The sequence below is a fragment of the Ectothiorhodospiraceae bacterium BW-2 genome (assembly GCA_008375315.1).
In the GTDB taxonomy this organism is placed as follows: Bacteria; Pseudomonadota; Gammaproteobacteria; order Thiohalomonadales; family Thiohalomonadaceae; genus BW-2.
In genome coordinates, this window is record CP032507.1 from 634,105 (window position 1) to 658,843 (window position 24,739).

General features: G+C 54.2%; 20 protein-coding genes. 14 read left to right on the plus strand and 6 right to left on the minus strand.

Annotated elements, in window-relative coordinates; translation table 11 throughout:
• The first annotated feature begins 30 nt into the window (after positions 1-30).
• The 12 genes from D5085_02945 (at position 31) to D5085_03000 (ending at position 14,563) form a co-directional block, all read left to right on the plus strand.
• Positions 31-3,165, plus strand: a complete 3,135-nt coding sequence (locus D5085_02945) for a hypothetical protein (GenBank protein QEP42185.1) — start codon at positions 31-33, stop codon at positions 3,163-3,165.
• A 33-nt stretch (positions 3,166-3,198) separates the two neighbouring features.
• A complete protein-coding gene (locus D5085_02950; GenBank protein QEP42186.1) occupies positions 3,199-3,693 on the plus strand; it encodes a hypothetical protein in 495 nt (164 codons plus the stop codon).
• Between the two features lie 69 nt (positions 3,694-3,762).
• The gene (locus tag D5085_02955) at positions 3,763-4,125 is read left to right on the plus strand and encodes a response regulator (protein ID QEP45026.1); all 363 of its coding nucleotides are present in this window, start codon (positions 3,763-3,765) and stop codon (positions 4,123-4,125) included.
• Positions 4,126-5,118, plus strand: a complete 993-nt coding sequence (locus D5085_02960; GenBank protein ID QEP42187.1) for a UPF0104 family protein — start codon at positions 4,126-4,128, stop codon at positions 5,116-5,118.
• Positions 5,119-5,143: 25 nt separating this feature from the next.
• The gene (locus D5085_02965; GenBank protein QEP45027.1) at positions 5,144-6,538 is read left to right on the plus strand and encodes a UbiA family prenyltransferase; all 1,395 of its coding nucleotides are present in this window, start codon (positions 5,144-5,146) and stop codon (positions 6,536-6,538) included.
• On the plus strand, positions 6,538-7,863 hold the full coding sequence (locus D5085_02970; GenBank protein QEP42188.1) for an FAD-binding oxidoreductase: 1,326 nt from the start codon (positions 6,538-6,540) through the stop codon (positions 7,861-7,863). Before D5085_02965 ends, D5085_02970 begins: the two co-directional genes overlap by 1 nt.
• 9 nt (positions 7,864-7,872) lie before the next feature.
• Positions 7,873-8,607, plus strand: a complete 735-nt coding sequence (locus D5085_02975) for an SDR family oxidoreductase (GenBank protein ID QEP42189.1) — start codon at positions 7,873-7,875, stop codon at positions 8,605-8,607.
• Between the two features lie 33 nt (positions 8,608-8,640).
• Positions 8,641-10,851, plus strand: coding sequence for a hypothetical protein (locus D5085_02980; GenBank protein ID QEP42190.1), 2,211 nt, complete (start codon positions 8,641-8,643; stop codon positions 10,849-10,851).
• A gap of 77 nt (positions 10,852-10,928) precedes the next feature.
• The gene (locus D5085_02985) at positions 10,929-12,137 is read left to right on the plus strand and encodes an MFS transporter (protein ID QEP45028.1); all 1,209 of its coding nucleotides are present in this window, start codon (positions 10,929-10,931) and stop codon (positions 12,135-12,137) included.
• 72 nt (positions 12,138-12,209) lie between these two features.
• A complete protein-coding gene (locus D5085_02990; protein QEP45029.1) occupies positions 12,210-12,443 on the plus strand; it encodes a hypothetical protein in 234 nt (77 codons plus the stop codon).
• A gap of 28 nt (positions 12,444-12,471) precedes the next feature.
• On the plus strand, positions 12,472-13,785 hold the full coding sequence (locus tag D5085_02995; protein ID QEP42191.1) for a metallophosphoesterase family protein: 1,314 nt from the start codon (positions 12,472-12,474) through the stop codon (positions 13,783-13,785).
• Positions 13,691-14,563, plus strand: coding sequence for a 4'-phosphopantetheinyl transferase superfamily protein (locus D5085_03000; protein ID QEP42192.1), 873 nt, complete (start codon positions 13,691-13,693; stop codon positions 14,561-14,563). Before D5085_02995 ends, D5085_03000 begins: the two co-directional genes overlap by 95 nt.
• Here D5085_03000 and D5085_03005 read toward each other — a convergent pair.
• Both D5085_03005 and D5085_03010 read right to left on the minus strand, forming a co-directional pair.
• Positions 14,498-15,040 (minus strand): hydrogenase maturation protease, encoded by a 543-nt coding sequence (locus D5085_03005; GenBank protein QEP42193.1) that lies wholly within the window; start codon positions 15,038-15,040, stop codon positions 14,498-14,500. The two genes, D5085_03000 and D5085_03005, sit on opposite strands and share 66 nt — an antisense overlap.
• Complete coding sequence (locus D5085_03010) at positions 14,982-15,737, minus strand: response regulator (protein ID QEP42194.1); 756 nt, start codon at positions 15,735-15,737, stop codon at positions 14,982-14,984. Before D5085_03010 ends, D5085_03005 begins: the two co-directional genes overlap by 59 nt.
• A gap of 181 nt (positions 15,738-15,918) precedes the next feature.
• On the opposite strand from D5085_03010, the gene D5085_03015 reads away from it, so the two are divergent.
• Positions 15,919-16,674 (plus strand): YebC/PmpR family DNA-binding transcriptional regulator, encoded by a 756-nt coding sequence (locus tag D5085_03015; protein QEP42195.1) that lies wholly within the window; start codon positions 15,919-15,921, stop codon positions 16,672-16,674.
• The gene (locus tag D5085_03020) at positions 16,667-17,260 is read left to right on the plus strand and encodes a class I SAM-dependent methyltransferase (protein QEP42196.1); all 594 of its coding nucleotides are present in this window, start codon (positions 16,667-16,669) and stop codon (positions 17,258-17,260) included. The genes D5085_03015 and D5085_03020 overlap by 8 nt, the downstream gene beginning before the upstream one ends.
• Positions 17,261-17,327: 67 nt before the next feature.
• Here the strand turns inward: D5085_03020 and D5085_03025 are convergent, their stop codons facing one another.
• From D5085_03025 to D5085_03040, 4 genes are read right to left on the minus strand one after another with little or no spacing between them, the layout of a single operon-like run.
• The gene (locus tag D5085_03025; protein QEP42197.1) at positions 17,328-19,106 is read right to left on the minus strand and encodes an AAA family ATPase; all 1,779 of its coding nucleotides are present in this window, start codon (positions 19,104-19,106) and stop codon (positions 17,328-17,330) included.
• Positions 19,106-20,938, minus strand: a complete 1,833-nt coding sequence (locus tag D5085_03030; GenBank protein ID QEP42198.1) for an AAA family ATPase — start codon at positions 20,936-20,938, stop codon at positions 19,106-19,108. The genes D5085_03025 and D5085_03030 overlap by 1 nt, the downstream gene beginning before the upstream one ends.
• Positions 20,938-22,770, minus strand: coding sequence for an AAA family ATPase (locus D5085_03035; GenBank protein QEP42199.1), 1,833 nt, complete (start codon positions 22,768-22,770; stop codon positions 20,938-20,940). Before D5085_03035 ends, D5085_03030 begins: the two co-directional genes overlap by 1 nt.
• The gene (locus D5085_03040; protein QEP42200.1) at positions 22,770-24,602 is read right to left on the minus strand and encodes an AAA family ATPase; all 1,833 of its coding nucleotides are present in this window, start codon (positions 24,600-24,602) and stop codon (positions 22,770-22,772) included. The genes D5085_03035 and D5085_03040 overlap by 1 nt, the downstream gene beginning before the upstream one ends.
• Between the last annotated feature and the right edge of the window lie 137 nt (positions 24,603-24,739).

The window sequence follows — 24,739 nt, forward strand, 5'->3', positions numbered from 1 at the left end:
GTCATCCACTTCAACCACCGACACCTGAGAATGCCATCTTATCTCCTATTCATAACGCGACATCTACTGCCGCTGCTGTTGCTGCTGCTACCAGCGCCACCACTTCTAGCACTCGAACTCAGCGCCGAAGAGAGCGCCTTTTTAGAGCAACACCGCGTGCTACGAGTCCATAATGAGATGGACTGGCCCCCCTACAACTCACATATCAACGGCCAACCGCAAGGCTTCTCCATCGACTACTTCAACCTACTGGCGGCAAAACTCAATGTAGAGGTAGAGTATGTTAGCGGCTATAGCTGGGCCGAGTTTTTAGGCCAAATCGAGCGCAAAGAGCTTGATCTAATGCTCAATATCGCCAAAACGGCTGAACGGAGCCGCTATATCGGCTTTACCGAACCCTATAGCCGCAATCCGAAAGTGATTATTGTGCGCGAGGGGGAGTACTACCCCGATCTCAACGCGCTAGCGGGCAGAAAAGTCGCCTCCCCTCAAGGCTTCTTCTTCTCAGAGCTCATCGCCGAACGCTTTCCGGCGATTAAACAGGTATTGGTCAAAGATACCTTCGCCTCATTAAAGGCGGTACTCCTAGGTCAAGCCGATGCCGCCGTCGGGTCACTCGCGGCGATTAACCACCAAATTCGCACCCAAATGTTGACCGGACTCACCATGGTGGCCGAGGCCGATATGGGCGATGAGAGCCAAAATAATCTCCATATCGGAGTACGCAACGACTGGCCGCTCATGGTATCGATTTTAAATAAAGCGATAGCCTCGGTCTCTCAGAGCGAGCTACTACCGCTGCAAGATCGCTGGCTCGGTAGCGGCGTTAAGAGCCCCTCCGCCCTCTCCCTCAAACTCAGCTATGAGGAGAGCCACTATCTAAAGCAGCACCCGCAGCTACGCTACTGTGTCGATCCTGAGAGCCTCCCATTTGAGATTATTATTGATGCTAAGCTGCAGCAGGGGGTGATCAACGAACTGATGACCGAACTAGGAGCAAGACTCAATCTGACCACCGAAGCGGTCATTACCACATCACTCAGCGATAGTCTGAAGGCGATGAGAGACAACCGCTGCGATCTACTCCCAGCAACCCCCTACGAACAGATTGAGGGGGAGGGGTGGCTCATGAGCGAGCCCTATTTCAGCTATCCGCTAGTGCTAGTGACCCGTAACGACTTTTTAGCACTCGATCAGCTAAACCGCCTCTCGGGAGAGTCGATAGGGCTACTGCAAGACCATAGCGCCACCGCCCTACTCACCACCCGCTACCCCACTATCGACTGGCAGCCAGTCACCTCAATTGAGCAGGGGTTAGAGCAGCTACGCAGAGGTGAGCTAACCGGAATCGTCGAACAGCTAGCCGTGATAGGACAGCAGATTCACAAACAGCAGATTATCGATCTAAAAGTCGCCTACCAGCTCCCCCACCGTATCGGCTTTCGGCTCATTGTGCCAGAGAGGAGCCCGCTGCTCTTCTCCGCCTTCTCCAAAGCGCTACAGTCGCTCTCAGAGTCCGATTTAGAGCGCATTGTCAGCCGCTGGCAGATGGTCAGCTATACCGAAGGGATCGATCTAGGACTGGTGTTACGCATCGTTGCCGGGCTCTTTATCGTCATGGGGTTACTCTGGTTTCATAATCGCGATCTAAAAAAGTATAACCAGAAGATAGCGCGTGCCCATGTCGAGTTACAACGAGCCAAAGCTGAGACCGAACAGGCCTTAGAGCAGGTCGCCCGCTTGCTAAACCACTCTGGGGAGGGGTTTCTCTCCATCGACAGCTCCCTTAAAGTCAAAGGGGCCTATAGTCGCGAGTGTCTGCTACTGTTTGGAAAAAATATCGATAACGCCCCCATTAGCGAACTACTCTACCCCGAAGATAGCCATCGCGCCGAAGTGACCGCCCGCAATCTAGCGATGATCTTTGAGAGTGATGATGAGTTTCAGCAGGAGATGCTACTCGGGCTACTCCCCCGTGAGCTCGAACTGACCGACTATAGCGTCCGCATCCGCTACCAGCGGCTCGACAATAACGAAATGATGCTGGTCATTAGCGATATTTCGGCTGAAAAGGCGCTACAACAACAGATTGCCACTGAGCAGCAGCGACTGCGCTTTATTGTTAGCGTTATCCTCAATCGACAGGAGTTTTTTGATCTCATTGAGGAGTGTCGCCACTTTCTACCCCAAGCGCTCACTGAGCTGGCGCAACCTGAACCTGCACTCACTCTCGATACCCTGTTTCGCCAAATTCACACCTTCAAGGGGCTCACCAATCAGCTCGACTTTCTCAAACTGCCACAGCAGCTCCATCGGCTAGAAGATCAACTCGGCCGCTGCCGCTATCAAGCCACAGTCGATCTAGCCGACCTAGCCGCGCTGCTACAGCGCTACGACTACCTACCGGCCCTAGAGCACGATATCGCTCTCATTAGAGCGGCGCTTGGTGATGAGTTCTTTGCTAGCCAGCAGCAGTTAAGCCTCAGTCAAGAGGAGTATCGGCAGCTACAACAGCTCTCGCAAGCGCTCCACAGCGGCGACATCAGTTTAGATAACCCGATCATAGTGCAGGCTCTAACCACTATTGAACAGCTCCAACTAGTCGATTTTGCTTCGTTACTCAAAGGTTTTCCGGCCCACTGTGAGGAGTTAGCACTACAGCAAGAGAAGCTGATTGAGCCATTTACCATCGAAGGTGAGACGATCAAAGTGAGCCGGCAGCGCTTCGCCCCGCTCGCACGCGCCTCGATTCATCTGTTTCGCAATGCTATCGCCCACGGCATTGAGACACCAGAGGAGCGGCTAGAAGCAGGTAAAGCGGAGGCTGGGCGGCTGCGCTGCACCCTACAGCAGCGCGATAAGAGGTTATGGCTTGAGGTGAGTGATGATGGCAAAGGGCTCGATACCGAGCGTATTATCGAACTCGCACTGGCTCGGGGAGTGGTTAGCCACGATCAAGCCGAGAGGCTCGATAACGAAGCGATTGGAATGCTAATTTTTCACGACGGCTTCTCCACCCGTGAGGCGGCCGACAGCCTCGCCGGTCGCGGTGAGGGGCTAGCGGCGGTTAAGGCCGAATGCGATGCACTAGGGGGGGAGATCGCTATCGACTCCCGCCTAGGTCTTGGCACGCGCTTTACCCTCAAAGTACCGCTATCGCCTTAACTACGAACTGACTCTATCTGCTCTCTCTAAACTATGTTTACACTCAACCCGCAGCAGCTCCTCGACTGCCTGACTGAACGAACCTGTCACTACCTCGATGATCTGAGGCTTGCCACTAGCGCCGCCCCACCGAGATCGTGCCCTAAAGGGCACTGCCCCCCAATCGAGACCCATCTTGTCGCCCTCACCCTCAAACATACCCACTATGGGGGCGTCTGGATCGGCTATAGCTTCGATACGCCGCTACTGCAAGAGATTATGCAGCGCTACTTAGCCGGTCTCTCCTACGATTCACACGAGGTGGCGCTCTATCTTAAAGAGACCGCCAAAGATATGATTAACGAGCTAGTCGGTAACGCGACTGCCGATGTAGCACAGCAGGGGGAGGCGCTACAGCTCTCTTTACCAACGCTGCTTAGCGGTGCCGAGAGGTTCGAGAATTCCGATCTACCAGAGCAATATTGCTATCAGCAGCTAACGATAAGCGACTATGGCCAGATGACCCTTTGGACTGGCCTGATCCCTTAGTCGCTATTTTAGTTTTTACTATCCGAACTAACTATCTAGGAGCACATTGTGTCAAAAAAATTAACCGTCATGGCGGTCGATGATAGCCTCATCACCCTCAAAAAGATTGAGCTACTCTTTCAAGAGCTCAACTGCGAGGTCACCTATCAGGCCCGTACCGGTCGCGAAGCGGTCTCCGCCTACGCTACCGTCCGTCCCGATATCGTCAGTATGGATATCTCCATGCCCGATATGGATGGCATTGAGGCTACCAAACGGATTATAAAAATTGATCCTAAAGCGCTAATTATTATGGTCACCTCCCACGGTCAAGAGCAGATGGTGATGGATGCCATTGCCGCCGGTGCGAAGGGGTATGTGTTAAAACCGGTCAAGCAGGAGAAACTACAGCAGGTGGTCAATGGCATTGTCAAAAAGTATCTGAGCGCTTAAATGGAGCGAAGTGGGGGGCAGTCTCTAAAAAATCTCCTCAGTTACGGCCTCATCGGGCTTTTTCTGATCTGGTGTGTGATCGCCTTCTATGACGATATTTTGCAAATAGAGTGGCGACAGCTCTTCAGTGCCCCCGAGGCGGTTGCTATCGCCATTGGACTATCGCTATTTAACTACCTGCTTCGTTCGCTGCGCTGGCAGCTCTATCTGCGCCAGCTCGGTTACCGCTTTGCCACCGCCTTTGTCGTTAAGACCTATCTGGCTGGCTTCGCCTTCACCCTCTCCCCCGGTAAGGTCGGTGAGATGGTGAGAGGGCGCTACTACCATCAGCACGGCGTCGCCTATACCACCACAGCCGCCGCCTTCTTTGTGGAGCGACTGCTCGATCTCCTAGCCATGGTGACGCTGGTGCTACTAGCGGTCGCCACTGCTACCGACTATGGCTGGCTTATCGGCCTGACGCTAGGCGGTTTAACCGCTCTTGTGGCGATTTTAATTGTCACCCCTTGGCAGCGAGTGGAAGAGAGGTTTGACCGCCGTTCGGTATCGCTCTTTAGCCGTCTTTCTCTACCGCTAATAGAGACCTTAAAGGGGGCTCAGCAGCTACTGACCCCTAAACTGTTACTCGGTGGTCTATTATTGGGGGTGATCGCTTGGGGGGCTGAGGGGGTAGGGTTAATGGTTATCGGGGCGATGATTCCCACTATCACCATCGACTGGGCAACGGCCACCGCGATCTATGCCGTTGCGATTATTATGGGGGCGCTATCGTTTCTCCCCGGCGGGCTAGGCTCCACCGAAGCGGTAATGGCGGCGCTACTGGTCGCCCACGGCTATACGCTGCCCGATGCGATGTTACTGACCTTGGTCTGTCGGCTAGTCACCCTGTGGCTGGCGGTCGCTATCGGTTGGGGGGCGGTGTGGCAGTTACGACACTCTAACAGAGATTCATGCTTAACGACTCGAACAAAACCGACCACTGAGACACATTAGGTAAAAAATGAGCGGAACACAGCCTATCTGCGTCGATCTCGACGGAACTCTGCTCCATAGCGATCTACTCTATGAGAGCCTACTACTGCTATTAAAGCAAAATCCACTCTATCTTCTGCTACTGCCACTATGGCTACTGCGCGGCAAGGCAGCGTTAAAGGGTGAAATTGCCCGCCGCATCACCCTCAATCCTGCCACCTTGCCCTATAACCAAGCGCTCATCGCATGGCTCAAAGAGCAGCCGGGGGAGCGCTGGCTCGCGACCGCCACTCACCAGAGCTTAGCACAACCGATTGCCGACTATTTGGGGCTCTTTCACGGCGTCATCGCGAGTGATGATCAGCAGAATCTCTCCGGTAAGCACAAAGCCGATAGACTTATCGAACAGTTTGGGGCACAGCAGTTTATCTACTGCGGCAACGCGACGGTCGATATGGCGATTTGGCGCCATAGCGCCGCAGCGGTCGTCGTTAACGGCACCGACTCACTCACCGAACAGGCACGGGCGATCACCCCTGTCAGCCACACCTTTCCCCGCCGCCACGGCCTAGTCAAACCCCTACTCAAGGCTCTACGCCCCCACCAGTGGGTCAAAAATATACTGCTATTTCTGCCCCTCATCACCTCGCACCAGCTTTTGGAGCTATCGCTGCTTCTTGATACGGCGCTGGCCTTTTTTGCCTTCAGTCTCTGCGCCTCCTCAGTCTATCTCCTAAACGATATGCTCGATCTGGAGTCGGATCGCTCTCACCCGACCAAGTGTCGTCGCCCCTTTGCCGCCGGTACCTTGCCTCTTGCCATCGGCCTGCTACTATGTCCACTGCTACTACTGTTAGCCGTCGCCCTCGCGCTACTGCTGCCGCCTCTGTTTATGGCGGTACTGCTCGGCTACTATCTATTGACCATCGCCTACAGCTTTGGGCTCAAAAAGGTGGTACTTATCGACACCATCATGCTAGCGGCGCTATTTACCCTCCGCATTATTGCCGGAGGGGCGGCTGGGGAGATTACCCTCTCCTTCTGGCTGCTGCTCTTTTCGGTATTTCTCTTCTTCAGCCTAGCGCTAGTCAAACGCTACGCTGAGCTCGATCAGCAGCAGCGAGCTGGCAAATTAAAAGCTGTCGGTCGTGGCTACCATGTCGATGATCTACCGCTACTCTACGCCCTCGGTAGCGCTGCCGGCTACCTCTGTGTACTGGTCTTAGCGCTCTATATCAACTCTCCAGAGGTACGACAGCTCTATGGCCAACCGGAGGTGATCTGGCTGCTCTGTGTCGTGCTGCTCTACTGGATTAGCCGCATCTGGCTCATTACCCACCGTGGTGAAATGCACGACGATCCGATTGTGTTTGCCCTGAAAGATAGGGTCAGTCTAATCACCGTCGCTATCGCTGGGGCGCTGATTGGAGTGGCTACCTGATGGCTCAATCGCAACGCTACCGCTCTTGGGGACGAGCTATCCATAGCATGCAGCAGCCGCTGTGGCTCCATAGTCGCCACGATAGCCTCCCTACGGATTGGGCGGATGGCAGCACCACCGCCCTCCCCTACGGCAATGGCCGCAGCTATGGCGATAGCTGCCTTAACCCCAACGGCTATGCGCTCCCCACCCGCCAACTCAACCACTTTATCGATTTTAACCCTCAAACGGGGCTGTTAAGTTGTGAGGCGGGGGTGCTGCTCGATGCGATTCTACAACTTACCCTCCCCCAAGGATGGTTTTTGAGCGTCACCCCCGGCACCCGCTTTGTCACTGTCGGCGGCGCGATAGCGAACGATGTCCACGGCAAAAATCACCACAAGGTCGGCAGTTTTGGCCACCATGTCACTGAATTGGAGCTGCTACGCTCCGATAATAGCCGCTCGCTATGCACCCCGACCCACCAAGCAGCGCTATTTCGAGCCACCCTTGGCGGCTTAGGGCTCACCGGCCTCATCACCCGCGCCACCTTGCAACTACGACCAGTCCATAACCCGTGGCTAGCCGCCGAAACGGTACGGTTTAGCGATTTAGGCCACTTTTTTGAGCTCGCTGCCGAATCAGATCGAGATTATGAGTACACTGTCGCTTGGATCGACTGCGCTAGCCAAGGCAAACGGCTCGGACGCGGGCTATTTATGCGCGGTAACCACGCCCCGGCCCAGTCGGCAGCCCCCCCCTGCTATCGCAGCCGCAGCGCCACCTTTCCGCTCACGCCGCCCCTCTCGCTAGTCAATCAGCTATCCCTAACACTCTTCAACCAGCTCTACTACCATAAACAGTGGTCTGAGCGGGTTGCGATGGTGCAACACTATGAGCCATTCTTCTACCCCTTAGATGGCATATTGGAGTGGAATCGCCTTTACGGCCCCAAAGGGTTCTACCAATATCAGTGCGTTATCCCGATGCAGGGTAGCTACGAGGCTGTTCGCGAACTGCTACAGACGATTAGCGCCAGCGGGATGGGGTCGTTTCTGGCTGTGTTAAAGGTGTGTGGCGAGATAGCCCCGGCCGGTCTGCTCTCGTTTCCTCTGGCGGGAGCGACGCTAGCGCTCGACTTTCCTAACCGCGGCGCAGCGCTTGAGCGGCTGTTTGAGCGCCTCGATACTATCGTCAGCCACTACGGCGGCCGGCTCTATCCGGCCAAAGATGGCCGTATGCCAGCGGCACTATTTCAACAGGGGTATCCAGAGTGGCAGCTATTTAGTCAGTGGCTTGATCCCCACTTTTCTTCCGCCTTTTGGCGGCGAGTTACGGAGAGGTAGATTAGATTTATGAAGAAAATTGTTATCGTCGGTGCCACCTCAGCCATTGCCACCGCCTGCGCCCAACTTTGGGCACAACGGGGCGATCAGCTACTGCTAGTTGGTCGTAACGAGCTAAAACTTAAAACGATTGTCGATGATTTAACGGTACGCGGTGCCGTCGCTACCGCGTTAGCGCTCGATGCGACCGATCCTGAGACACCAGAGAGGCTACTCGCCGCCGCTCAACAGCAGTTCGGACAGATAGATATCCTCTTTATTGCCCACGGTACCCTGCCAAATCAGCAGGCGTGTCGCGCCTCAATAGCGTTAACGATGCAGGAGCTAGAGACCAACGCTCTGTCGGTCATTCGCCTGCTCACCCCGTTTGCTAACCACTTTGAGCGCCAACAGCGGGGCACCCTTGCGGTTATTACCTCGGTTGCCGGTGATAGGGGGCGTCAGAGTAACTATGTTTACGGTAGCGCTAAAGCGCTGGTGACCACTTTTCTATCGGGGCTACGGCAGCGATTAAGCGCTAGCGGCGTCAGTGTGATCACGATTAAACCGGGCTTTGTCGATACCCCCATGACGGCTGAATTTAACAAAGGGCCACTTTGGGCAACACCGGAGCAGGTGGCGAGAGTGATCGTTGCTAAGTGTGAGGGTACCGGCGGCGAGTTCTATGTACCGTGGTTTTGGTGGGGTATTATGGCTATCATTAAGTCGATTCCCGACCGTATCTTTCGGCGTTTATCGCTCTAACCCCCCTTTACAATCAACTACCGGAGCTCTGCTATGAACATCCATCGCCACTTACCTCTCGCCCTACTCCTACCGGCACTGCTTGGCAGCGGCTGCCACTCTGAATCGGATCAAGCCACCACACCACCCGATCGACTAACTAGCGGCCTCACTTGGCTCGATAGCAGTCGCACCGACGGGGCCATGGTAGCCATTGAAGAGGAGGGCCGTTTTGAACAGCTACTTAAAACTGGCCTAGTCCAATCACAGACGGCCAAAGCATCGCAGTCGTCGCCCCCAACCATGATCGATATGGCGACAACGGCTAACGATGCGGCTCCGACACCGGAGGCAGCAACGGGAGGGGCCGAGGAGAGCCAGTTATCGACCACCAACCTGCAAGTGGATGGGGTTGATGAGATCGATCGCGTCAAAATCTCTGCCGATGGCAAGCTACTCTACCTGCTCCAACCCGGCGGCGACGCCTATCACAACGATTTTATGATAATGCCGATAGAGCCCTCTCCTATCGGTAGCACGCCTCAAACCTCGGCTAAAGCTAAACTACTGGTTTATCAACTCAACGATGCCTTAAATGGCGAAGCGCCTAGCAACGAGCTAATCAACACCCTTGAGCTAACCACAACCGATAGTCGCTCACAGCCGACCGGCCTCTATTTAAGCGATGACAAGCTGCTGGTTATCTACGGCGAGTCGTTCGATATCTGGGGCGGTTGGTACGATCCAACGCAGTGGCAGCGGCGCAAGAGCCGAATTGAACTCTATTCGTTAGCGACACCCACAGCGCCGACACTTGACAATAGCCTTGAGCTAGATGGGCAGCTCATCAGTAGCCGCCGTATCGGTGAGACGCTCTACCTTGCCTCTCGCCTCTCCCCCACCCCACCGATCCTCTACCCCTATCCTGTGACCACCGCTGAGGTAAGCGCCAATACCGCCGCGATTGAGGCCACCCCCTTAGCCGATCTACTGCCACAAATCACTATTAACGACGCCCCAGCGCAAACACTCACTCAGGCCGACAACTGCTACGCCGCCCCGCTCGGTACCGATCAACAGCCGCAGGCCGATATTATCTCGCTTACCGCCATCCCCCTAAATCAGCCCGAAAATTGGCAAAATAGCTGCTTTATCGGCCGTAGCGAGACGCTCTATATGACCAATAACGCCGCTTGGTTTGCCACAGCCACGACCGATGACTCTGTCGTCAGCGGGGAGGGGCGCGACATCAACTACCCGCCTAACTGGACGACCCAAATTCACAAATTCACCCTTGATGGCACCGCGATTGAGTATGCAGCTAGTGGTGAGGTTCAGGGCCATTTAGGCTGGGAGGAGAGTAAAAAACCGTTTCGGCTCGGTCAATTTGGCGACTATTTAGCAGTCGTCACCTCAGAGGGTGAGACTTGGGACAATAGCGCCAATACCCGCTTAACTATCTTGCAAGATAGCAACAACGGCAACCTGACCATCGTGAACGATAAACTCGATCATTTGGGGCTAAAAGGGGAGCGGCTCTACGCCTCCCGTTTTGTCGGCACGATGCTCTATCTGGTCACCTTTAAGGTCACCGATCCACTCTATGCCATCCCCCTCGATGATCCGCTTAATTTAACCATGGAGCGCGTCGGTGAGCTGAAAATTGAGGGCTACTCCGACTATCTCCATCCGGTTGGCGATGGCTATCTGCTCGGTATCGGTAAAAGCGCCATCGCCGATGAGGGGCAGTTAGAGAGCTTCGGCTGCGGCGGTGACTGCGCCATGCCGACTCGTGGCGCTTGGTATCAGGGGGTGCAGCTATCGCTATTTGATGTGCGTGATCCGCACAATATGTCTCGTATCGACCAGCTTGTTATCGGTAAACGCGGCAGTGAGAGTGTGGCCAATTTTGACCACCACGGCGTCACTTGGTTAAGTGATAACAGCAGTGAGCATCGAATCGGGCGGTTGGCGATTCCAATTCAACAACACGATCAACCCTCCCCCTATAGCGACGCCACCCAGCCTTGGGCTTGGTACGACTGGAGCCAGACCGCCCTCTACCAATTTGAGGTGAGCACTGAGGCAGACAGCACCACCCCCACCCTAACGCAGCTCGGCACACTCATCTCTGAAGCGGCGACAACCTCCGCTCAGAGCTACCCTACGCAACATCTCGCCGATCAGCGCAGCCGCATTGTGGCCGAGACGATTCACTATATCTATGGCGATAGAGTCATGTCGGCGACTTGGGGCGAGCATTGATTTTAACCCCGCAACAGAAGCCGATCTGGGGCTGGGCGCTCTACGATTGGGCTAACTCCGCCTATGCGACCGCCGTGATGGCCGGCTTTTTTCCGCTCTTTTTTAAGCAGTACTGGAGTGCAGGGAGTGAGCCGGGGGAGAGCACCCTCTTGTTAGGATTGGCCAATGTTGGTGCCTCGCTAGCGATAGTGATCTTAGCCCCCCTGCTCGGGGCGATGGCCGATCGTTGTGGGGGGCGCAAACGCTATCTGTTTCGCTTTGCGCTACTAGGGATGATCACCACCGCACTACTGCCGCTGGTGGGGGCGGGAGAGTGGGGTTGGGCGGTGCTACTCTATATGTTGGCGACCATCGGCTTCTCCGGCAGTATCAGCTTCTATGATGCACTGCTGCTATCGGTGAGCTCTCAGAGTCGTTACGATCGCGTCTCGGCGCTAGGGTATGGCCTCGGCTATCTGGGGGGCGGAGTGCTGTTTGCCCTCTGCGTGGCGATGAGTTTAAAGCCGGAGCTATTCGGCCTAGCCGATGCCGCCGCTGCGGTAAAACTCTCGTTTCTGCTAGTGGCGCTATGGTGGCTGCTCTTCTCGCTCCCGCTCCTGTTTTGGGTCAAGGAGCCTCGGCGCGAGGCGGCCACCTCATCACCGTCGCTATGGCAGTTGTGGCGCGACTCGTTCACTGAATTAGGGCAGACCCTCAGTTCGGTACGAAGCTATCGCCCGGTATGGCTCTTTCTGCTCGCCTACTGGTGCTATATCGATGGAGTGGATACCATTATTCGCATGGCGGTCGATTATGGCTTAGCGCTCGGTTTCGAATCGAGTGTGCTAATTCAGGCGCTACTGTTAACCCAATTTATCGGCTTTCCGGCTGCCATTCTGTTTGGCTATCTAGGGCAGCGTTGGGGAACACGGCGAGCGATTCTGCTGGCGATTGGCGGCTATATGGGGATCGTGGTTTGGGGCTATGGCATGAGTAGCGAGGCGGAGTTTTATCAGCTCGCGGTGGCGATAGGGTTGATTCAGGGGGGGATTCAGGCGCTAAGTCGCTCCCTCTATGGGCAGCTCATTCCACCGGCGAAGGCGGCTGAGTTTTTTGGGTTCTACAATATGCTAGGTAAATTTGCCGCGCTGCTCGGGCCGCTGTTAATGGGGGTAGTCAGTTGGTTAACCGGCGATCCGCGACTATCAATTTTAACCCTGCTACCGCTGTTTGCGATCGGGGGGTGGCTGCTATTAAAAGTGCCGCTGCCGGCTAAGAGGGGGCTAGGAGCAAAAAACAGTTCTTGATTTTTTATTTATTTGTCATTAGAATTTTCCACCGTAGATAGGTTATCTACAAGCGCGAAGGTTTTGCGTGCCATGGTTAGAGTCGAAGTCGAATCGCAAGGTTGTTCTCTGTTCAGGATGAACGTCGAGGCAATTTTTATGGCGCAAGCTGGGTTTCGATGGCTGAAACTGCCCATGTTGCCGGTGTTGACCGGCCATCCGGTTGGGACTGCTCAACCAGGACTCCAGTTGCTCGCCCGCACGGGTGTTATCAACGGAGAGCGAATTACCAAAAACCGCCATGAGCAACTTTGCTTAGGTTTTTAGGAGCAGAACCGAGAGAGGGAGAGGGGCGATGAGAGTGAGGGCGTTATCGGCGCTGGCGCTGCGGTGGCTATGGTGGATAGTGGCGATAGTGGTGGTGCTCTATGCTATCGGTCGGCCGGTACAGCTAGTGTGGCAGAGCCACTATCGGGGAGATCGCGAGCCGTGGCTACAGCTAATCGGCCCCTATTCAGTCCAGCTACACTGGCAGAGTCGTGAGCCGCAGCAGAGTGTAGTGCGCTATGGCTTAGCCTCAACCCCCCTACAGCGACAACAGCGAGAGGAGAGCGCCGTGACCGAACATCGGCTCCAACTCACCTGTCTGGAGCCGGCAACTCGCTACGACTACCAAATTGATGCAGGCCCCCGCTACAGCTTTACCACCGCCCCTTTGCCGACAGACAGACAGCCGCTGCGCTTCTGGATTCAAGGCGATCCGGGCCGATATGTGGCTGAAACTGCCGCCGTCAATCGGGCCGCATGGCACTGGATGGCACAACAACCGCTACCGCAGCGGCAGAGCCAATCGCTCTTTGATCTCTGGTTCACCACCGGCGATAACGCCTACCCATCGGGAAAACAGCTCGATTTTCAGCGCCATCTATTTGAGCCCTATACCGAACTGCTGCCGACGGTCGGCTACTGGCCAACCTACGGTAACCACGATGCGCGCCGTTTCAGCTTCTATCGACTATTCGACTTTCCCGATCAAGCTGAGCTAGGCGGCGTGCCCTCGGCTAGCGAACACTACTACAGTTTTGACTATGGCATGGTCCACTGGGTGATGCTCGACTCCCACTCGCTCCTCTTTAGCGTGACGATGGGGCTACAGGGGTGGTTAGATCGTGATCTCGCCGCTAACCGCCAGCGCTGGACGGTAGTGCTGTTTCACCACCCCCCCTATACCCGTGGTAGCCACGACTCCGATAGTGTCACCGATAGTCGGGGGCGAATGGTACGAGCGCGGCAGCAGATTGTGCCTATTTTAGAGCGCCACGGGGTCGATTTGGTACTAAGTGGCCATAGCCATCTCTATGAGCGCAGCCACTTAATGGCGGGGCACTACGGCAGCAGCCACACTTTTGAGCCGGCAACGCACTGGCTCGATAGCCGCTCGCCCTATGTGAAGGCCGCCGATCAGCGCGGTAGCCTCTATCTCGTGGTGGGGGCGAGTTACGATTTGGCTAACGGCCCGCTCGATCATCCGGCGATGGCGGTAGCGACCCGTGAGCGAGGCTCGCTGGTGGTCGATGCCGACTATCAGCAGCTCACCGGCCACTATATTGGCATCGATGGCGAGGTGGTCGATCAGTTTGTACTGCAAAAGCCGTTACCCTCGCCCTAGTCGGGTGCAGCAGGGTTGTCTCGAACTAGGCGAAGAGGAGCTCCACCTTTGGTGGACTCGGCCGGCGTGGTGGTCAGAGGAGAGCGTGCTAGCGCGGCGCTCGCAGCTCACCACAGCGGAGTTAGCACGGGTAGCGCGGTTCCATTTTGAGCACGATCGCCATAGCGCAGCGGTGGTTCGCCTCTTTATCCGCCAGCTACTTAGCCACTATGCCGCCGTGGCCCCTGCGCAGTGGCGGTTTGAAACCGGAGCGCATGGCCGACCCGAGATCATCGCCCCTCCCCTGCCGTTGCGCTTTAACTTAAGCCACTGCGACAATTTAGTGGTGGCGGCGGTGGTACAGCGCCATAGTGTCGGGGTCGATTGTGAGCTAACCCGCCGCCAGTGCAGTATCAGCGCCCTAGCCGAGCGCTTCTTCGCCCCGACAGAGGCCGCCGAGCTGCGAGCTTTGCCGCCAGAGGCGCAACGACAGCGTTTTTTCGATCTCTGGACGCTAAAAGAGTCCTATATCAAAGCGTTAGGGCTAGGACTGGCACAGCCGCTCAATCAATTTACCTTTCGGTTACTATCGCGTAACGGCGAAGAGGAGCAGATCACGCTAGACGATAACGAGCGAGACTTTGCCTCAAATTGGCGCTACTGGCTACTCAGGCCAACCGCCGACTACCGCATCGCCATCACACTCCCGACGATCACCCCTCTCCCCTATCGCTTAGTCAGTCGAGCGCTGCTGCCAACCGCTAGCGTACTGGCCGAGCCACTGCAGCAGGTAGTCTAAACTCTGCTGCAAGTTCTGTTGAGCCGCTTGAGAGAGCGGGGCACCTAACTCAAACTGGTAGCCCCGTAGCGCTAGCTGCCATAGCTGCGGCTGCTGTTGCGGATGGAGCTGCTGAAACAGCCCCCATAGCTGCGCCGGCGTCATGGCGTGGGTGGTATAGCCGCAAGGGCGGCTGTGCGAGAGTGGTTGTAGTTCAAACGGAGCGGGCGCATCGAGAGAGGCATCGATAAAGAGCACTAGCTGCCGCCGCTCCATATCGACAGTGTGTTCGATTTGGAGCTGAAAATCCTCAAGTAGATCAAACCAGATCGCTAACGCCGGCGGCATCGTCAGCGCCAACTGCGCTAGTAGCGCTGGCGCAAGTGCGTCATCACCTCGGGAGGGGTTACCGCAGCCAAGAATGAGCCCTGGCCGGGGGCTACCAGCGGGCAGCGTACTCGTCCAAGAGTCGTTCGAGTTTATCGACCCGTTCATCATGATCGGCGGTAAAGCGGTAGGTCACGAGTAGCTGGGCATCGAGTTGGGTAAAGCGATCTAGCTCCATGCGTACCAAAATAGCGTCCATATCGATCTGGTAAGCGGCAATCGCCACCTTCACGACCACCTTTTCACCAATGCAGAGGCGGTTATGAATCGCCGTCTCATCAAGACATTGGCTGCCGGTCAGCTTAAGCTGGTTAATAAACTGAATGCCAGTGAGGGAGATATCGTGTAGCTGCATCGTGAGTTTCGAACCGTTACCCTGCACCACATCGAGAGTGACTTGCTGATCCGGATGGAGACGGCGACCGTGACGACGCTCCTGGCTGGCGACAATTTGGTGAATGACATTGCTTAGCCCCTTATTTAGGAACGGCTTAGAGAGGATAGCGGTCGCACCATGTTTGACGGCGGTTTTGATCTTATCGGTCGAATCGATACTGGTCATCACCACCAGCGGGGTGTGGTGGTTCTCAGCATCGCTACGAATCGCATCGACCAGCTTCGTGCCCGTCCGTCCCCAGTCGGCGAAAATGAGATCAAGCCACGCATCGCCATCAATAATCTCCATCGCTTCGGCCAGCGTTTCGCGGTGCCAGATGTGGGTAGTATTGAGCTCACGGCTAATGACCGGTGCCATCTGCTCAAAAACTCGTTTTGAATCGATAATCAGAATCAGTGGATCGTGTTTCATGCTTTTCGGAGTTCCATTATTAACCTATTTGGCCTATCGCGGGGGGGGAACCCATCCCGCATTAGTGATTGGCGATATTCTACAATACTCCAGCGAAACGGGATAGTGCCTAGTGGTGAAGCAGTCGTGTTAAAATGGCGGTTAAATTAGCTTTAATCTTTATTTAACAGGAGAGTCGTCTATGGCAGGGCACAGTAAATGGGCCAATATCAAGCATCGTAAAGCCGCTCAGGATGCCAAGCGGGGTAAAATGTTTACCAAACTGATTCGTGAAATTACCGTCTCAGCTAAGACAGGCGGGGGGGACGCTTCGACCAATCCCCGTCTGCGAGATGCGGTCAGTAAAGCCCTAAGCGCCAATATGACCCGAGATACGATCGATCGAGCGATTAAGCGCGGCAGCGGTGACGGCGATAGCGAGAACTATGAAGAGGTGCGCTACGAGGGCTACGGCCCTAGCGGGGTGGCGGTGATGGTAGAGTGCCTGACCGATAACCGCAATCGTACCGTCGCCGAGGTGCGCCACGCCTTCTCCAAATCGGGTGGCAATTTGGGCACGGATGGCTCGGTGGCCTATCTGTTTAGCAAAATTGGCATCTTAACCTTCGCCTCAGGGACGGATGAAGATCAGCTCATGGAGCTAGCGCTAGAGGCGGGAGCAGAGGATATTGTCACTAATGGCGATGGTACCTTTGAGGTGACCACGACTCCAGAGGGGTTTACCGATGTGAAAGAGGCGTTAGAGGCGGCAGGGTTATCGGCTGTCATGGCAGAGGTGACTATGACCCCCTCAACTTCGGTCGAATTAGAGCAGCTAGAGGAGGCGCAGAAGGTGCTACGGCTGGTCGATATGCTCGAAGATCTCGATGATGTACAGAGTGTCTATAGTAATGCCGATTTCTCTGATGATGTGATGGTGCAGTTAAACGATGCGTAGTCCTGCCTTTCGGCGCTTGTGTGCGAAACTACAGCTACCGTTAGATACGGCCCACAACCCCTTTTGGTCGGCAGCGCCCGATTTTCTACAGCTCATCGTCGAGACACTACAGCAGCGACAGCCACAGAGAGTTGTTGAGTGCAGTAGCGGCACCTCGACGGTGGTCTTAGCCCGTGGCTGTCAACTTAACGGCAGCGGCCATATCTACAGCCTCGAACACGATGTCACCTATGCCGATAAGACTCGACAGGAGCTAGCGCGTTTGGGGTTGTCAGCGTGGGCCACGGTTATCGATGCGCCGCTGCGGTCGAACGGGCAGTGGCAGTGGTACTCGCTACCAGAGCCTTTTGTTGCCGAGGTTGAGATGGTGGTGGTCGATGGCCCACCAGGGCGGTTGCAACCGCTCAGCCGCTATCCGGCGCTAGGGCAGCTAAGACCCTTTTTAGCTCAGAGCGGCGTACTGTTTCTGGATGATGCCGCTCGTCAAGAGGAGCGGCAGATTGTCGAGCGCTGGGAGCGTGAGTTTAACGAGATTGTCTTTAGCTATCTGCCGTTAAAGCGGGGTGCTGCCAGAGGGGAGTGGTGAGTCACCTCTTTTAGAGCACGACGGCGGGCATGGTGTAGGTCGGAGCGGCACAACGCAACCCGACAACCTACCGCCACACCAACCGTCGTGTACCAAGGCTCACCACCGCAAACGACTTTAACTGCCACACCACCGCCGGAAAGAGCTGCTGTAGTTTCGGTTGATACGAGGCTAACTGCACCTCTGCCTCATCTAACAGCTTTTTCACCGGTGCCAACTCAGCTAGCTGCTCCCGACTCATATCAGATAGCTGTTCTGCGCTTAATTTGAGATCTTTCAGTGACAGATATTTCAGTTCAAATAGCAGGTCATACAGCGGTGCTTGGCGCTTATCGGGGCGAATCTCAAATAAGAGATCGCTATAGCCGCCGCCTAAAGATAGCTCTGAGCGCGGCAGGTAGTAGAGATCGTTGGTCAGCAGCAGTAGTAGCGTGGTTTTGAGCGTTAACTCATTGCTCCAACGCCTATCACGATTATCAAGCACGCTATAAAAACGCTGTTCGATAAAGTCGGCTAGGGGCTCAAAGTCGGCCTCGGTATAGAGCTGTTTTGCCACCGCCTGCTGGCGGTTATTATCTTCATAGCCATTGAGTAGCTGCTGTTGAATGCGGTCAATATAGAGCGAGCGCACCACCTGATTCGGAATCGTCACCGTTAACTCCCCTAACAGAGTCACCGAGTCAATCGTTAATACCCCAAAATAGACCAGCAGTGAGATGATAAAACTGGCATCGGACGGATCTTTGAGCATCGCCGCTACGCCAAAATCCTGTACCAATTTTTCTACCTGTAGTGGCTGCTGCGGATTGAGTGCCGCCTCAATCACCTCTGTGCCATGCGGTAACGAGGCGATATAGCGCAGCCGGTTTTTGTCCATCGCTAAATTGTCATCTAACAGCTCAGCAGGATAGCTGCAGCGCCGCTGCCAATGTTTCAAAAAGTAGAGGGTGAGGGTCGGGTTATAGAGCCGCTGCGCCTCTTCGCGACAGAAACGGTAGCCGTTATAGAAGTTTCGCATCATCGCCAGTGCCTCGTCTGCGGCGCTCTCAGGTAGCTGGCAATGTTGCGCTATTTGGTGACACACCGGTTGCAGCTCCTCAACAGTTAAGCCGCACAGGGCATGAAATTCGGGCCAGTGGCTGATATTTTCGGCCACATTGTAACCGCTGGTGATATCGCTCATCACCACCGGTGAGACGCCGGTGATAAAGACTCGCTCTAAGCCTAAACCATCGCTCGCTGCTTTGACCGCTTTAAAGACGGTTTTAATCACCCCCTCGCCACCGACTAGCTCATGGTAGCTCTGCCGCCCCTGTTCACGGCGGGTGAGCACTTCATTGGCAAAGTTGTCATACTCATCAATCAGCAGGTAGAGCGGAGTATCATACGCCGCTAACTCACCTAATAGATTCTCAAAACTGTGTATCCCATCTTGCGAATCTATTTGAACCGGCCGCTTCAGCCATTGACGATATCTGTTGCAAAAGCGCTCAATTGAGCTGTTCAGATGGTTATGCAAAGAGCGGCTAATATGGGCTAACTCACCACTTGGATCGATGACCGAAAAGTTCCACTTCAACATAAAGTAGCGGTTACGGTTCGGAGTCGGATTTTGGCCTATCGCTAAGTCGCCAAACAGGGTCTCAAATTGAGAGGTGGCACCGATATCGTAGTAGTTCTCTAGCAGCGTTAGCCACAGGGTTTTACCAAAGCGGCGCGGGCGCAGAAAGAGGAGCTGCCGTCCTGCGGCCTCTAAGTCGTGCAGTAGTTTAGTGCGGTCAAAGTAGAGCTGGCCATCGGTTCTTAACCGCTTAAAATCACCTTGACCATACGGAATCTTTACCATTATCGAGCCCCTATCGTTTCGCTGTTGGGTCTCGCTGCGCTAACCCGACACCCATCACGCCACACCAGTCGCCGTATTCCAAGACTCACCACCGCAAACGATTTTAACTGCCACTCTATAGCTGGAAAGAGCTGCTGTAGTTTCGGTTGATACGAGGCTAACTGCACCTCTGCCTCATCTAACAGCGTTTTCACCGGTGCCAACTCAGCTAGCTGCTCCCGACTCATATCAGATAGCTGTTCTGCGCTTAATTTGAGATCTTTCAGTGACAGATATTTGAGTTCAAATAGCAGATCATACAGCGGTGCTTGGCGCTTATCGGGGCGAATCTCAAATAAGAGATCACTATAGCCGCCGCCGAGTGAGAGTTCTGAGCGCGGCAGGTAGTAGAGATCGTTGGTCAGCAGCAGTAGTAGCGTGGTTTTGAGCGTTAACTCATTGCTCCAACGCATATCACGATTATCAAGCACGCTATAAAAACGCTGTTCGATAAAGTCGGCTAGGGGCTCAAAGTCAGCCTCGGTATAGAGCTGCTCCGCCACTGCCTGTTGGCGGTTATTATCCTCATAGCCATTTAATAGCTGCTGTTGAATGCGGTCGATATAGAGCGAGCGCACGACCTGATTAGGAATGGCTACCTTCAGCTTCCCTAGTGGCGAGACATCCTGAATCGTCAATACCCCAAAATAGACCAGCAGTGAGATGATAAAACTGGCATCGGACGGATCTTTGAGCATCGCCGCTACCCCAAAATCCTGTACCAATTTTTCTACCTGTAGTGGCTGCTGCGGATTGAGCGCCGCCTCAATCACCTCTGTGCCATGCGGTAACGAGGCGATATAGCGCAGCCGGTTTTTGTCCATCGCTAAATTGTCATCTAACAGCTCAGCAGGATAGCTGCAGCGCCGCTGCCAATGTTTCAAAAAGTAGAGGGTGAGGGTCGGGTTATAGAGCCGCTGCGCCTCTTCGCGACAGAAGCGGTAGCCGTTATAGAAGTTTCGCATCATCGCCAGTGCCTCGTCTGCGGCGCTCTCAGGTAGCTGGCAATGTTGCGCTATTTGGTGACACACCGGTTGCAGCTCCTCAACAGTTAAGCCGCACAGGGCATGAAATTCGGGCCAGTGGCTAATATTCTCGGCCACATTGTAGCCGCTGGTGATATCGCTCATCACCACCGGTGAGACGCCGGTGATAAAGACTCGCTCTAAGCCTGAACCATCGCTCGCTGCTTTGACCGCTTTAAAGACGGTTTTTATCACCCCTTCCCCTGCAACTAGTTCGTCGTAGCGCTTTTTACCCTGCTCGCGACTGGTTAATACCTCGTTGGCAAAGTTGTCATACTCATCAATGAGCAGATAGAGTGGCCGTTCCACTATTTTTAGTGCCGTTAACAGATTTTTAAATGAGCGTAGTGCATCGCGTTCATCTATTTTGATGGCATCGGGTAACCAAGCACGATAGCGTGCTGCAAAAAACTCGATCTCCCCATTAATATGGCTGTGTAGCGAGCGGGTAATGTGTGTTAAATCGCCATTAGGATCAACCACCGAAAAGTTCCACTTCAAAATAAAGTAGCGGTTACGGTTTGGGGTCGGGTTTGGCCCTATCGCTAAGTCGCCAAACAGGGTCTCAAATTGAGAGGCGGCACCGATATCGTAGTAGTTCTCTAGCAGCGTTAGCCACAGGGTTTTACCAAAGCGGCGCGGGCGCAGAAACAGGAGCTGCCGTCCTGCGGCCTCTAAGTCGTGCAGTAGTTTAGTGCGGTCAAAGTAGAGCTGGCCATCGGTTCTTAACCGCTTAAAATCACCTTGACCATACGGAATCTTTACCATTATCGAGCCCCTATCGTTTCGCTGTTGGGTCTCGCTGCGCTAACCCGACACCCATCACGCCACACCAGTCGCCGTATTCCAAGACTCACCACCGCAAACGATTTTAACTGCCACTCTATAGCTGGAAAGAGCTGCTGTAGTTTCGGTTGATACGAGGCTAACTGCACCTCTGCCTCATCTAACAGCGTTTTCACCGGTGCCAACTCAGCTAGCTGCTCCCGACTCATATCAGATAGCTGTTCTGCGCTTAATTTGAGATCTTTCAGTGACAGATATTTCAGTTCAAATAGCAGATCATACAGCGGTGCTTGGCGCTTATCGGGGCGAATCTCAAATAAGAGATCACTATAGCCACCGCCTAAAGATAGCTCTGAGCGCGGCAGGTAGTAGAGATCGTTGGTCAGCAGCAGTAGTAGCGTGGTTTTGAGCGTTAACTCATTGCTCCAGCGCATATCACGATTATCAAGCACGCTATAAAAACGCTGTTCGATAAAGTCGGCTAGGGGCTCAAAGTCGGCCTCGGTATAGAGCTGCTCCGCCACTGCCTGTTGGCGGTTATTATCTTCATAGCCATTGAGTAGCTGCTGTTGAATGCGGTCGATATAGAGCGAGCGCACGACCTGATTAGGAATGGCTACCTTCAGCTTCCCTAGTGGCGAGACATCCTGAATCGTCAATACCCCAAAATAGACCAGCAGTGAGATGATAAAACTGGCATCGGACGGATCTTTGAGCATCGCCGCTACCCCAAAATCCTGTACCAATTTTTCTACCTGTAGTGGCTGCTGCGGATTGAGTGCCGATTCGATCACCTCAGCCCCATGCGGTAGTGAGGCGATATAGCGCAGCCGGTTTTTGTCCATCGCTAAATTGTCATCTAACAGCTCAGCAGGATAGCTGCAGCGCCGCTGCCAATGTTTCAAGAAGTAGAGGGTGAGGGTCGGGTTATAGAGTCGCTGCGCCTCTTCGCGACAGAAGCGGTAGCCGTTATAGAAGTTTCGCATCATCGCCAGCGCCTCGTCTGCGGCGCTCTCAGGTAGCTGACAATGTTGCGCTATTTGGTGACAAACCGGTTGCAGCTCCTCAGCGGTTAAGCCACACAATGCATGAAATTCGGGCCAGTGGCTGATATTTTCGGCCACATTGTAGCCGCTGGTGATATCGCTCATCACCACCGGTGAGACGCCGGTGATAAAGACTCGCTCTAAGCCTAAACCATCGCTCGCTGCTTTGACCGCTTTAAAGACGGTTTTTATCACCCCTTCCCCTGCAACTAGTTCGTCGTAGCGCTTTTTACCCTGCTCGCGACTGGTTAATACCTCGTTGGCAAAGTTGTCATACTCATCAATGAGCAGATAGAGTGGCCGTTCCACTATTTTTAGTGCCGTTAACAGATTTTTAAATGAGCGTAGTGCATCGCGTTCATCTATTTTGATGGCATCGGGTAACCAAGCACGATAGCGTGCTGCAAAAAACTCGATCTCCCCATTAATATGGCTGTGTAGCGAGCGGGTAATGTGTGTTAAATCGCCATTAGGATCAACCACCGAAAAGTTCCACTTCAAAATAAAGTAGCGGTTACGGTTTGGGGTCGGGTTTGGCCCTATCGCTAAGTCGCCAAACAGGGTCTCAAATTGAGAGGCGGCACCGATATCGTAGTAGTTCTCTAGCAGCGTTAGCCACAGGGTTTTACCAAAGCGGCGCGGGCGCAGAAACAGGAGCTGCCGTCCTGCGGCCTCTAAGTCGTGCAGTAGTTTAGTGCGGTCAAAGTAGAGCTGGCCATCGGTTCTTAACCGCTTAAAATCACCTTGACCATACGGAATCTTTACCATTATCGAGCCCCTATCGTTTCGCTGTTGGGTCTCGCTGCGCTAACCCGACACCCATCACGCCACACCAGTCGCCGTATTCCAAGACTCACCACCGCAAACGATTTTAACTGCCACTCTACCGCCGGAAAGAGCTGCTGTAGTTTCGGTTGATACGAGGCTAACTGCACCTCTGCCTCATCTAACAGCTTTTTCACCGGTGCCAACTCAGCTAGCTGCTCCCGACTCATATCAGATAGCTGTTCTGCGCTTAATTTGAGATCTTTCAGTGACAGATATTTCAGTTCAAATAGCAGATCATACAGCGGTGCTTGGCGCTTATCGGGGCGAATCTCAAATAAGAGATCGCTATAGCCGCCGCCAAGTGAGAGCTCTGAGCGCGGCAGGTAGTAGAGATCGTTGGTCAGCAGCAGTAGTAGCGTGGTTTTGAGCGTCAACTCATTGCTCCAGCGCATATCACGATTATCAAGCACGCTATAAAAACGCTGTTCGATAAAGTTAGCTAGGGGCTCAAAGTCAGCCTCGGTATAGAGCTGTTTCGCTACCGCCTGCTGGCGATTATTATCCTCATAGCCATTGAGTAGCTGCTGTTGAATGCGGTCAATATAGAGCGAGCGCACCACCTGATTCGGAATCGTCACCGTTAACTCCCCTAACAGAGTCACCGAGTCAATCGTTAATACCCCAAAATAGACCAGCAGTGAGATGATAAAACTGGCATCGGACGGATCTTTGAGCATCGCCGCTACGCCAAAATCCTGTACCAATTTTTCTACCTGTAGTGGCTGCTGCGGATTGAGTGCCGCCTCAATCACCTCTGTGCCATGCGGTAACGAGGCGATATAGCGCAGCCGGTTTTTGTCCATCGCTAAATTGTCATCTAACAGCTCAGCAGGATAGCTGCAGCGCCGCTGCCAATGTTTCAAAAAGTAGAGGGTGAGGGTCGGGTTATAGAGCCGCTGCGCCTCTTCGCGACAGAAGCGGTAGCCGTTATAGAAGTTTCGCATCATCGCCAGTGCCTCGTCTGCGGCGCTCTCAGGTAGCTGGCAATGTTGCGCTATTTGGTGACAAACCGGTTGCAGCTCCTCAGCGGTTAAGCCACACAATGCATGAAATTCGGGCCAGTGGCTGATATTTTCGGCCACATTGTAGCCGCTGGTGATATCGCTCATCACCACCGGTGAGACGCCGGTGATAAAGACTCGCTCTAAGCCTAAACCATCGCTCGCCGCTTTGACCGCTTTAAAGACGGTTTTAATCACCCCCTCGCTCTCAACTAGCTCGTTATAGCGCTGCCGACCCTGCTCGCGACTGGTTAGCACCTCATTAGCAAAGTTATCATACTCATCAATCAACAGGTAGAGGGGCGTGTTAAGCGGGCGAATTGCCGCTAGCAGGCGGCTCAAGGAGCTCAGTGCATTATCAGATTGAATCGCAATCGGTAGCGTCAATAGATTTTGGTAGCGAATAGTAAAGTCGTTTATCGAGTCGTTAATGTGATCGTGCACCCGTTGTGCAATGTCGTTATGGCTGCCGTGCGGATCGATGACCGACAAGTTCCATTTCAACATAAAGTAGCGGTTACGGTTCGGGGTCGGGTTTGGCCCTATCGCTAAATCGCCAAACAGGGTCTCAAATTGAGAGGCGGCAGCGATATCGTAGTAGTTCTCTAGCAGCGTTAGCCACAGGGTTTTACCAAAGCGGCGCGGGCGCAGAAACAGGAGCTGCCGTCCTGCGGCCTCTAGTTCATGCAGTAGCTTGGTGCGGTCAAAATAGAGTCCATTCTCCTCTCTGAGGGTTTTAAAGTTACCCAAGCCATACGGAATCTTTACCATTGATGATCCTTAAGGTTGTTTTACTATCGGATAACACTGCCCGACTCCAACCTACTGTAGATAGCTCTCTGTGTCAATAGACATGAGATACCACCCCAGGTTGTAAATTAAGGCACATTGACGGAGGCAATCCCATG